The 11,824-nt window shown below is 46.4% G+C and carries 10 protein-coding genes and 2 pseudogenes; 11 read left to right on the forward strand and 1 reads right to left on the reverse strand.

Annotated elements, in window-relative coordinates; all coding sequences use genetic code 11:
- Window positions 1-2,013 carry an NADPH-dependent 2,4-dienoyl-CoA reductase gene (locus QTN95_RS11155; protein ID WP_331417530.1) on the forward strand — a complete coding sequence of 671 codons (2,013 nt, stop codon included), beginning with the start codon at window positions 1-3 and terminating at the stop codon, window positions 2,011-2,013.
- A 57-nt stretch (window positions 2,014-2,070) separates the two neighbouring features.
- Here the strand turns inward: QTN95_RS11155 and purU are convergent, their stop codons facing one another.
- On the reverse strand, window positions 2,071-2,904 hold the full coding sequence (gene purU, locus QTN95_RS11160) for a formyltetrahydrofolate deformylase (protein WP_269376043.1): 834 nt from the start codon (window positions 2,902-2,904) through the stop codon (window positions 2,071-2,073).
- A gap of 193 nt (window positions 2,905-3,097) precedes the next feature.
- Here purU and QTN95_RS11165 point away from each other — a divergent pair, with 193 nt between their 5' ends.
- The 10 genes and pseudogenes from QTN95_RS11165 to QTN95_RS11210 form a co-directional block, all read left to right on the forward strand.
- Window positions 3,098-3,301, forward strand: coding sequence for a hypothetical protein (locus tag QTN95_RS11165; RefSeq protein WP_138970741.1), 204 nt, complete (start codon window positions 3,098-3,100; stop codon window positions 3,299-3,301).
- 92 nt (window positions 3,302-3,393) lie between these two features.
- On the forward strand, window positions 3,394-5,316 hold the full coding sequence (locus QTN95_RS11170; RefSeq protein ID WP_331417531.1) for an ATP-dependent DNA helicase: 1,923 nt from the start codon (window positions 3,394-3,396) through the stop codon (window positions 5,314-5,316).
- 20 nt (window positions 5,317-5,336) lie between these two features.
- A complete protein-coding gene (gene tsaB, locus QTN95_RS11175; protein ID WP_331417532.1) occupies window positions 5,337-6,038 on the forward strand; it encodes a tRNA (adenosine(37)-N6)-threonylcarbamoyltransferase complex dimerization subunit type 1 TsaB in 702 nt (233 codons plus the stop codon).
- 35 nt (window positions 6,039-6,073) lie between these two features.
- Window positions 6,074-6,376 carry a chromosome partitioning protein ParA gene (locus QTN95_RS11180; RefSeq protein WP_138970738.1) on the forward strand — a complete coding sequence of 101 codons (303 nt, stop codon included), beginning with the start codon at window positions 6,074-6,076 and terminating at the stop codon, window positions 6,374-6,376.
- Between the two features lie 22 nt (window positions 6,377-6,398).
- Entirely contained in the window at window positions 6,399-6,953 is a 555-nt protein-coding gene (locus QTN95_RS11185) for a Slp family lipoprotein (protein ID WP_331417535.1), read from the forward strand.
- Entirely contained in the window at window positions 6,953-7,807 is an 855-nt protein-coding gene (locus QTN95_RS11190; protein ID WP_331417533.1) for an alpha/beta fold hydrolase, read from the forward strand. Before QTN95_RS11185 ends, QTN95_RS11190 begins: the two co-directional genes overlap by 1 nt.
- A 112-nt stretch (window positions 7,808-7,919) precedes the next feature.
- Window positions 7,920-9,614 carry a long-chain-fatty-acid--CoA ligase FadD gene (fadD, locus tag QTN95_RS11195; protein ID WP_138970736.1) on the forward strand — a complete coding sequence of 565 codons (1,695 nt, stop codon included), beginning with the start codon at window positions 7,920-7,922 and terminating at the stop codon, window positions 9,612-9,614.
- A 100-nt stretch (window positions 9,615-9,714) separates the two neighbouring features.
- Entirely contained in the window at window positions 9,715-10,830 is a 1,116-nt protein-coding gene (rnd, locus tag QTN95_RS11200) for a ribonuclease D (protein WP_331417536.1), read from the forward strand.
- A 247-nt stretch (window positions 10,831-11,077) separates the two neighbouring features.
- A pseudogene (locus QTN95_RS11205) lies at window positions 11,078-11,305 on the forward strand (PAAR domain-containing protein); the annotation flags it as partial.
- Window positions 11,306-11,527: 222 nt separating this feature from the next.
- A pseudogene (locus tag QTN95_RS11210) lies at window positions 11,528-11,824 on the forward strand (hypothetical protein); the annotation flags it as partial.

The raw sequence follows: 11,824 nt of genomic DNA on the forward strand, positions 1-11,824 counted from the left end.
ATGTCTTCCATGTATCCAAACCTACTAAAACCACTAGACCTCGGATTTACCCAATTGAGAAACCGAGTGTTGATGGGCTCAATGCACACGGGGCTCGAAGAACAAAAAGAAGGTCTCGGCAAGCTTGCTGCGTTCTACGAAGAGAGAGCGAAGGGTGGAGTAGGCCTAATCGTTACCGGAGGCTTTTCGCCAAACTTACGTGGTCGACTGCATCCATTTAGTGCTGAGTTTAGTAAAGCCAAACATGCTAAAGCGCATAAGGTCGTGACTGAAGCGGTTCACAAGCATGGTGGCAAAATCGCATTACAGCTATTGCATGCCGGTCGTTATGCAATGCATCCCTTTGCTCAAAGTGCTTCCTCAATTAAAGCGCCAATCGCACGTTTTGCACCGAGTGAAATGAGCACGCGTCAAATCAACAATACCATCGAAGCGTTTGCTAAGAGTGCTGCTTTAGCGGTTGAAGCGGGCTATGATGGTGTTGAAGTGATGGGTTCAGAAGGCTATCTCCTAAACCAGTTTATCTGTAAACGAACCAACACTCGCTACGATGAATGGGGCGGTAGCTATCAGAATCGTATCCGTTTCCCATTGGAAGTCGTCAAAGCGATTCGTAAAGCCGCAGGGCAAGAATTTATTATCATCTTCCGTCTTTCTATGCTCGACTTAGTGGAGGAGGGCAGTACCTTTGATGAAGTGGTTGAGTTAGCGCAGGAGCTTGAAAAAGCGGGTGTGACCATTATCAATACTGGTATTGGTTGGCATGAAGCAAGAATTCCTACTATCGCGACTCAGGTACCACGTGGGGCATTTACTTGGGTCACTGAGAAAGTTCGTCCACATGTCAATGTGCCGATTATTACCTGTAACCGTATTAATACCCCTGAAGAAGCGGAATCGATTCTCGCCAATGGCCATGCCGATATGGTCTCAATGGCAAGACCGTTCCTAGCGGACCCTCATTTTGTCATTAAGGCAGAACAGAATCAGTCGCAATTTATTAATACTTGTATTGGTTGCAACCAAGCGTGCCTCGACAACGTGTTCAAAGGTAAACGCGCAGGGTGCTTAGTCAACCCTCTTGCTTGCCGCGAAACAGAGCTGGTGGTCAAACCGGCTGAGGTGAAAAAGAACATCGCCGTGGTTGGCGCAGGGCCCGCGGGTCTAGCCTGTGCTACGACACTAGCGGAAAGAGGCCACAGTGTTGATCTGTTTGAGCGTAATGACCGAATTGGTGGACAGTTCCGTCTGGCGATGCAGATCCCGGGTAAAGAAGAATTTAGAGAAACGATTCGTTATTTCGCTAACAGGATAGATCAAACTGGAGTGAAGCTTCATCTTGATACAGAAGCTAACTATGATCTGCTCGCTGAGTATGATGAAGTCGTGATGGCGTCGGGTGTTGAACCACGCAAAGTCAATATTGAAGGCATTGATACGCCAGAAAAAGTGATCGACTATCAAACATTGATCAAAGAGAAGAGCTTTGTTGGCAATAAGGTAGCGATTGTTGGTGCCGGAGGCATTGGTGTCGATGTTGCGACTATGCTGACTGAACCCAATGGGCACAATCTTGACGATTGGCTGCATGAATGGGGTATCGACAAGGAAATTTCTCATCCGGGGGGCCTTTACCCGTATCCTGAATCGTTGAGTGATAAAACCGTATGGGTATTACAGCGTCGTAAGGGTCGTGTAGGTAAAGGTCCGGGTAAAACGACCGGTTGGATTCACAAGCGTACTTTAGAAAAGCGTGGTGTAAATCTACTCGGTGGAGTGAACTATGAGAAAATCGATGAACAAGGCCTTCACATTAGCGTTGATGACAAAAAACAGTTACTTGATGCAGATACTGTGATCATCTGTGCAGGGCAAGAATCGGTACGTCCTTTTGAAACTCAATGGGAACAGTTTGGTGACAAGCTGCATGTTATCGGCGGCGCAGACTATGCGGGTGAGCTTGACGCGGTAAGAGCGATTAAGCAGGGTGTAGAGCTGGCGGTTAAATTATAAGCCAGAGAGTGAATAGATAAGGCCTCCAGTTGGAGGCCTTATTTGTTATCGCTTGAATTACAAAATGACGGTTTTGTTGCCGTAGACAAATACGTGATCGTTTAACACTTTATTGAGTGCTTTACTTAGGACATTTTTCTCTACATCGCGGCCTGCTTGCGCCATGTCTTGAGCACTGAAATTGTGGTCTACAGGTATCACGTCTTGTTTGATGATAGGGCCTTCATCCAGATCATTCGTCACAAAGTGCGCCGTAGCACCAATGATCTTAACGCCACGTTCATACGCTTGCTGGTATGGCTTCGCACCGATAAAGGCAGGAAGGAAACTGTGGTGGATATTGATGATCTTATGGTGGTACTTCTCAACAAATGATGGCGTTAACACGCGCATGTATTTCGCCAACACTAAGTAATCTGCTTGGTATTGGTCGATCACTGTAAGTAGCTTTTGCTCGTGCTCTTCGCGATTTAGCCCTTCATGCGATACGTGATGGTAAGGAATGCCAAACTTCTCAGTTAAACTTTGTAACGTGTCATAGTTACCAACGACAGCAGCAATCTCAACATCTAGGCTGCCATCGTAGTTTTTCATGAGAATATCACCAAGACAATGCGCTTCTTTGGTGACAAGGATAACGACACGCTTACGATTTGAGCCGATGAGCTTGCGCTTAGCGCCTTGCGGCAACGCTTGATCGAGGTCAGCGAGAAATGTCTGGTCATTGAAGTAACCTTCCAGCTCGGTACGCATAAAAAAGTGGCCGCTGGTGTTGTCGACAAATTCGTTGTTGTGAATGATATTGAGTTGGTGTTTGTAACAGATATTGGTGATCTTCGAAATAAGACCAGGGGCATCTGTACAATGTGTCAGTAGTGTTTTCTTTTCCATTTAGTTAAAACTTCCGTGAATTATTTTTTTGAATAATGAATTTTTTACGGGATTGCGAACGGTGAACTCACCCGCATTATTGAAGCTACAATTAAACTAATATCGAAATGGTTTCAACAATTAATCTGAGTTAACCGTTTGCTCAATTTAGATGTTGGTATTTTTTCTCTTATCGCGTTTTTAGGTGGTAGTTATGGATAGAGAGTTATTAGCCCGAAAATTGTACTCAGAAAGAGTGAGCGCCCTCACAGGTGGAAAGGAAGTAGACGAAGAATTACTCGACGAAATGTGGGAAAACCGTGCCTCCCCAGCGGAAGCTGCAAAAGCATTGTCCGATTGCCAGCAAGAAGGTTTCACTGGCCCTGCTTGGTTAACTCGCTACCTCAATAAACGTTAATCTATAAATTGCCTAGGGCGCGAAATCCTGTTCGCGCCTTGGCCTTAAAACTGCCATAATTACCTCCCCTTAAGATTAACGCTCTGCATTTAATGATTTCAAAAACCTTCTCTTCTGAAGGCGCATTAGGAAAAGCCATTCCCGGTTTTCAACCGCGCCAAGCACAACTCGACATGGCTGAAGTCGTTGCCAATGCAATCAAGTCGCAAGGTCAGGTTGTGGTCGAAGCGGGCACGGGTACAGGTAAAACTTTTGCTTACTTGGTTCCTGCACTTCTTAGCGGTAAAAAAACCATCATCAGTACAGGGTCTAAAAACCTCCAAGAACAGTTGTTCCACCGTGATCTGCCTTTGATGACTAATGCGCTCGGATTTTATGGTCAAGTAGCCTTACTTAAGGGACGCGCGAACTATCTTTGTTTAGATCGCCTTAGCCGACAGATGGTGGAAAGCCACAATCAGACTGCAGATCCGACGCTACTCAGTCAGTTAGTTAAAGTGCGTAGCTGGTCATCCGAAACGAAAACCGGAGATTTGGGGGATTGTGATGCTATAGCAGAAGACAGCCCTGTGATACCGACCATCACTTCTACTAACGACAACTGCCTTGGTAAAGAGTGCCCGAGCTATCAGGAATGCTTTGTGCTTAAAGCACGTAAAAAGGCGATGGATGCAGACATAGTGGTCGTCAACCATCACCTGTTTTTAGCTGATCTTGCGATCAAAGAAACTGGCTTTGGGGAATTGATTCCGGAAGCTGACGTTTTTATTTTCGATGAGGCTCATCAGCTACCGGACATTGCCAGCCAATACTTTGGCCAATCTCTATCCAGCCGACAAGTTCATGAGTTATGCAAAGACATTGAAATCGCCTATCGAACTGAAGCGCGCGATATGCGCCAGCTACAGAAAGCGGGTGAGAAGCTCTATCAGACGGTGATGGATTTGCGCATAGCCCTTGGTGAGCCAGGGTTTCGTGGTAATTGGCGCGAAGCCATTAATTCCCCTTCGATTGGCCGAGAGTTGCGCCGACTTGAAGAGACATTGGATTTTGTTATCGAAGTACTCAAGCTTGCTTTGGGGCGCAGTCAGTTATTGGATAGTGCGTTTGAACGCGCCAATACCATCAAAGCAAGATTGGTGAGGGTTTGTGATGTCTCGATTACGGGTTACTCTTATTGGTATGAGACGAGTCCACGACATTTCAGTCTGCATATCACCCCATTAACCGTAGCCGACAAGTTCCATGAACAGATTGAGCTCAAGCAGGGAGCATGGATATTTACTTCAGCGACCTTGGCGGTGAACAACGATTTTGGACACTTTACCGCTCGGCTAGGATTGAAACCCCAAGTTCAAATGTCTTTACCAAGTCCGTTTGACTATCAAAGTCAGGCGAGGTTGTGTGTTCCCCGTTATCTGCCAGAACCGAATAGTCCGGGAATGGCCGACAAGTTAGTCACGATGCTAAGCCCTGTTATCGAGCAAAACCAAGGGCGCTGTTTCTTTCTCTGTACATCGCATAGCATGATGAAAGAGCTGTGTGAGCGTTTTCGCCAGCACCTGACGATACCTGTATTGATGCAAGGTGAAACCAGCAAACAAAAAACACTCGCGGAATTTATGGAGCTGGGGAATGCGCTGCTGGTAGCGACGGGGGCATTTTGGGAGGGGATTGATGTTAGAGGTGATGCGCTTAGCTGTGTTATTATCGACAAATTGCCTTTTACCGCACCAGATGACCCACTATTGAAGGCTCGCATTGAAGATTGCCAGCTAAAAGGGGGAGACCCCTTTGCTCAGGTTCAAATACCGGATGCAGTAATCACCCTCAAACAGGGTGTTGGGCGCCTAATTCGCGACAAGAAGGATAGGGGAGCTCTGATTATTTGTGATAATCGCTTAGTAACCCGAGACTACGGTGGGGTCTTCCTTACCAGTTTACCTCCGATACCCCGCACACGTGACCTAGCGGTGGTACAGGACTTTCTTAAACATAAGTCATGTCAAAATTAAACAAACAATCAGAGATATCAATGAGTGTAAAGATCCTTGCTCTAGATACGGCGACTGAGAACTGCTCAGTTGCTCTTTTAGTAGACGATAAAGTGTACGTGCGCAGTGAAGTTGCACCACGTGATCACACCAAGAAAATACTGCCTATGGTAGATGAAGTACTGAAAGAAGCGGGGTTAACCTTAGCGGAACTGGATGCACTTGCCTATGGACGTGGCCCGGGTAGCTTTACTGGTGTGCGAATTGGCATTGGTATTGCACAAGGTTTAGCGTTCGGCGCGGATTTACCTATGATCGGTGTGTCGACACTAGAAGCTATGGCTCAGGGAGTCTACCGTAAACACGCTCAAAGCCATGTCGCGACTGCGATTGATGCGCGTATGAATGAGGTTTATTGGGGACGTTTCACTCGTCAAGAAGATGGCACTTGGCTAACGGTCGATAGTGAGTGTGTCACGCCACCTCAGCGGGTCGCCGATAATAGTCAAGCCGATGAACAGGTATGGTTTACGGCAGGGACAGGTTGGGATGCTTACCCAGAACAACTCAATGGTCTACAGTTCAACACGCAGAAGAGTGATGTATTGTTCCCTGATGCAGAAGATATTGTTCAACTAGCAAAATTTGAACTGGCTCAAGGTAACGCAGTGGATGTCGAAGAGGCGAGCCCAGTCTACCTTCGCGATACGGTTGCTTGGAAGAAACTACCGGGTAGAGAATAACGACGTTCATCAGATAAACGGCATAAGCGGATAGTATGGTATCAATTAACGGTTTACCTCCTTCGGTCCCTGGCCCCAATAGGGCAAATAAGGCCAATAAGAAGAATGAGGTCAAAAAATCAAGTGATAAAACACCCGTTAGTCAACCGAGTAAGGTGGCGAATGCGGTGGCACATTCTATCCGCCATGTCAGCGAATCTGAACTCCATAAAGCACAAGTTCAGTACGACCTTCCGCAAGGACGAGGACGTAAGGCAATGGAGGAGTATATGAACGTTATGACGCAAGCAAAGCGTGATGAACTATCGCGATTGCTTGGTGTCGATATTTACATCTAACGTTATGGGCTTGTCTAACGCTATGTCTCTTCGTCTATTACAACCACTGTTCATCTTGGTCGGTGCAGCATTGCTGTCGGCCTGTAGTGCGTTGCCAGAAACCTTGAAATCCGATAATCCACAGCTAATCACCGATTACACGGTTTGGCAGTCTACGCATAATAGCGGCGATGAAGTGCGTCTCGGTGGTTTGGTCGCCAGCGTGACCAACCTTAAAGACACCACTCGTGTAGAAGTCGTCAACCTGCCAATTAGTGCATCGGGCAAACCGGATATTACCCAAGAGCCTCAAGGCCGTTTTGTTGCTTACATTGAGGGATTTGCTGATCCAGTGACCCTATCAACAGGGCGACTGATCTCACTACTTGGTGACTCTCAACCTAGAGAACAAGCAAAGGTAGGTGAGTATAGCTATGACTTTCCCGTAATGAAGGTCAAAGGTTATCACCTATGGAGGATTGAAGAACGTGTCATCATTCATGACTTCGACAGTTACCTATTTCCATGTCATGGGCTGTATTGTCGCGAATCTCGTTATGGGCCTAAGCAAGGCAAAGTCATTCAAGAAGTCAAATAATGCGCGTTGAACGTAGATGGAATATTGCCGATGGCCATATTGCAGCCATCGAATACGGCGGCAAAGAAACGGCTGAATTATCCGTCGTTTTTTTACATGGTTGGTTGGACAACGCGGCTAGCTTCGAAAGCGTGATGAGAGAGTTACACGCAATCAGTCCTCAGTTTCACCTTTGCGCAATCGATTTACCTGGCCATGGCCTTTCTAGCCATAAAAATGGCGGCAATTTCTACCCATTTCACGACTATATAGAGGACGTTTACCAGTTTTTGGCTAACTTGTCGCCAAACAGACTGGTACTAGTGGGTCATTCGCTTGGTGCTTTGATTGCAAGTTGCTATGGTGCCGCCTTTGCTGAGCAAATCGATGGATTAGTTCAGATAGAAGGGTACGGACCTTTGGCTGAATCATCACAAAATGCCGTTTCTCGGCTACGAGAAGGTATATTGAGTCGGCAAAGAATCCGTAGAAAACCGATGCGTGCCATGCAGTCAGTCCAAGAAGCGATAGAGCGTCGAGCAAAAGTGAACGAACTTGACGCAGAGTTGATTGCTCCCGTCGTGAAGCGCGGCCTAATCGAGATAGAAAATGGTTGGCAGTGGCGACATGACGTTAAGCTACAGAGCCAATCACTGTATCGAATGTCGCTGGAACAAGCGGCAGTATATCGCCAGCAGCTCACCCTACCTCAACAGGTTATTCTTGGTGAGCAAGGTTTCTCTTATTTGCAGTCTTTTCAGAATGATACTCCCGATTCCACTCATGTAGAGATGATCGAAGGTGGTCACCACTGTCATCTGCAATCCCCTTTTAGAGTAGCTAGCCTAATTTTTGGTTTAGTTAACAAAATTTAAACAAGTGTTTGAGTCTTTCGTGCTCAAGCAGCCCGCCTGTGCTGTAATAGACGACATTGCAAATAGAGCGTTTCACATAGTAGACAGCCAGCTAATTTTGAGGAGTTTTACCGTGGATAAACCTTGGTTATCACGTTATCCAAGTGATGTGCCAGAGCACATCAACCCAGATCAATATCCATCCTTGGTGGAGATGTTTGAACAGTCAGTACAAAAGTACGCTGACCAGCCTGCATTTATGAACATGGGCTCGGTAATGACTTTTCGCAAGCTGGAAGAGCGTAGCCGTGCATTTGCGGCTTACTTGCAGAATGAGCTGAAGTTGAAAAAAGGCGATCGTGTCGCTTTGATGATGCCTAACCTCCTGCAATATCCGGTGGCGCTGTTTGGCGTTTTACGCGCAGGTATGATCGCTGTCAATGTCAACCCTCTTTACACACCTCGTGAACTTGAGCACCAACTGAACGACTCTGGTGCGAAAGCGATTGTGATTGTTTCTAACTTTGCCAACACCCTTGAGCAAATCGTTGATAACACATCAGTGAAGCACGTTGTTCTGACCAGTCTCGGTCAAATGCTACCGCGTGCAAAAGGCACATTGGTCGACTTCGTGGTTAAGTATGTTAAAGGCATGGTTCCTAAATATGACCTACCAGGCGCAATTTCCATGCGCCAGGCGTTACACAAAGGTCGTCGCCTTCAATACGTGAAGCCATTTATGTCGGGTGACGATATTGCCTTCTTACAGTACACCGGTGGTACAACAGGAGTCGCTAAAGGAGCGATTCTTACTCACCGTAACATGATTGCCAACGTACTACAGGCGAAAGGTGCGTATGGTCCGGTTTTGTCAGAAGGCCGTGAGTTAGTCGTAACCGCATTACCGCTCTACCACGTATTTGCCTTGACGGTGAACTGTCTGCTGTTTATCGAAATGGGTGGTCAGAACCTATTGATTACCAACCCGCGCGATATTCCTGGTTTCGTTAAAGAGCTACAAAAATATCCATTTACTGCGATTACCGGTGTTAATACCCTGTTCAATGCATTGGTTAACAACGAAGACTTCCATGAACTCAACTTCAGTAATCTTAAGTTGGCAGTTGGTGGTGGCATGGCGGTTCAACGCGCAGTCGCAGACCAATGGAAGAAAACCACAGGTATTCATCTACTTGAAGGCTATGGTCTGACAGAATGTTCACCACTAGTAACGGGTAACCCATATGACCTGACTGATTACACAGGGGCGATTGGTTTACCGGTACCATCAACTGAAGTTCGTATCGTTGATGATGAAGGTAATCCTCTCGCGAATACTGAAGTTGGTGAACTTCAGGTTCGTGGTCCACAGGTCATGCAAGGCTACTGGCAACGCCCTGAAGCCACCAAAGAGGTGATCAATGCCGAAGGGTGGTTATCGACCGGTGACATCGTTAAGTTTGATGATGAAGGGCTAATCCACATTGTCGACCGTAAGAAAGATATGATTTTGGTATCTGGCTTTAACGTGTATCCAAACGAAATTGAAGATGTCGTGGCTTTGCACGGTAAGGTACTTGAGGTTGCTGCGATTGGTCAGCCACATGAAGTGTCTGGTGAACTGGTTAAAATCTATGTTGTTAAACGTGATCCTAGTTTGACTAAAGATGAGATCATCGCTCACTGTCGTCAGCACCTAACGGGTTACAAGATTCCTAAGCTTGTTGAGTTTAAGGACGATCTGCCGAAAACCAACGTAGGTAAGATTCTACGCCGTGTACTTCGTGAAGAAAACGATGCCAAGCTAGCAGAATCGCAACAAGGCTAAGTGAGTTAACTCAGCAAGCCGCAATGATTGGTGATAGAATGCCGACTATACATAGTCGGCATTTTTTATGTCGATGGAAATCGCTCATAGTGAGAAGTTAGTGAAATATCAGATTATTACTCAGTCATCACAGCTAGAAACAGTGTGTAACAGCGCTAGGGAAGCGGACGTTGTGATGTTGGATACCGAATTTGTGCGCACTCGCACCTATTATCCACAGCTAGGTTTGATTCAACTTTTTGATGGAGAAAACCTGTCGCTCATTGACCCCACGGTCATCGATGACATGACGGCGTTTGTCCAGTTACTGCAAGATACGTCAGTGCTGAAAGTCCTGCATGCTTGTGGTGAAGATTTGGAAGTATTTCACAATAGCTTTGACTGTTTACCTTACCCTATGGTCGATACGCAGCTAATGGCAGCCTTCCTCGGCCATGGCTTATCGACAGGTTTTGCTGCACTGGTAGCGGATTACCTAAACGTTGAGTTGGACAAAAGTGAGTCACGTACAGACTGGTTGGCGCGACCATTGACCGAGAAACAGCTAGAGTATGCCGCGGCCGATGTATATTACTTGCTTCCCCTTTATGAACAGCTATTTGAGAAAATTACTCAGGCGGGCTGGTGGCAGGCCGCTCAGCAAGAAAGTGATTTGCTTGCCTCGAAACGAATTAAAACAATTCAACCCGAGCGCGCCTACTTTGATGTTAAAGGGGCATGGCAATTAAAGCCTAGCGAATTAGCCGTTTTGAAACCTCTAGCAACATGGCGACTAAAAGAGGCGTTGAAGCGGGACTTAGCGCTGAACTTTATCTTCAAAGAAAATGACCTTCTGAACGTCGCTCGTTTGGGTATTGAGAGCCGCAAACGAATGGAGCAGGAGGGGATGGACTTGCGTTCTGTTCAGCGTCACAGTGCACGTATCATTTCCATCGTCAAATCAGCGCTGATGACTCCGCAAGAGGAGTATCCGCAAAAAATTGAGCGTCTAATGGATATGCCTGGCTATAAGCAGAAGTTTAAAGTGCTTAAAGATGAGGTTAAACGCGCCTCTCAGGCGAGTGGATTAGCCACGGAATTCTTAGCATCGAAAAAGCAATTAAATCAGCTTATTAGTTGGGTGTGGAAAAAAGACCGTGACCCTGCTTCGCTTCCTGATGTGATGCAAGGTTGGCGTTTGGAACTGTTTGGCGAAAAACTGAATAAGCTTCTTTAAACACGCTTTAATGGGGCTCGATGGAACAGAAAACAACATTAATAGGGTTAACTGTTCCTTTTGGGTTCTAGTTAACTTTTGCCCCTTTATTGGTTCCAGCAAAAACTAAATGGGTAAATAGTCGAATTTTCCTCAATTGTCGATTATGTGACCTTTTGCCTAGGGTCTGTCCGTTGAGTTTGTTGATAACAAATCAATTGCTTATGCTTGCGAGTACGTCGAACGTTTCTTCAAGTTGGTAAGCACCATGTTTAATAATGCCGTCACCGTTGGAACCCCAACCAGTACAGGCGGAAAAGTCTTAACAGGCAGTGCTGGCGTAAAAATTAACAACTTGGATGTGAGTCTCTTGGGAGACCTAGCTACCTGTACTTGTGGGGATGAAAACTGTCGTGGAGTAGGTCCAATCATCCAGGGCAGCCCACGAAATATTAAGATTGGTGGCAAGCTGATAGCGATGAAAGACGATCCGGTTGATACCGGATGTGGCAATTGTTTTGTGCTTTCGAGTGGCGACGCTGTGAGCCTTGGTGCTCAAATGTCTGGCTCAATTGATATGGGTTCAGGCGTTAATATCGGGCAGGGTGTCAATATCAATATGGGGGTGGGCGTGAGCTTGGGGCAAGGTGTCTCTTTTGGCGGTCGCTCTGCTGCTTCACTATCTACAACGTCCAACTCGACCAGTCATTTATCACCAATGAACGACCTTTATCGCTCTGATCCATTGCTTTATAGCCAAACTCAAACCGTCGACAAAATATTGAGTGATTCTCTTGCTCTAGAGTGTTCTCTTGAAGAAGAAATGGCGAAGAACATGCAACATGTTCTTATCACCGATTTGGAGGATGCACACAAGATCCTGCATAACCTTTGGCTGGAGGCAGGGAAAGATGTTGCAGCCCTTGCGGCGAGTATTAATACTGCGAAATCATGGTTTAGCCACACAGGGCCGCTGTTTGATGCTGCTTCAATTGCCAAGCAGTTTGGTGATATG

Origin of the sequence: Vibrio sp. M260112, from assembly GCF_036533775.1 — a bacterium.
Classification (GTDB): Bacteria; Pseudomonadota; Gammaproteobacteria; order Enterobacterales; family Vibrionaceae; genus Vibrio.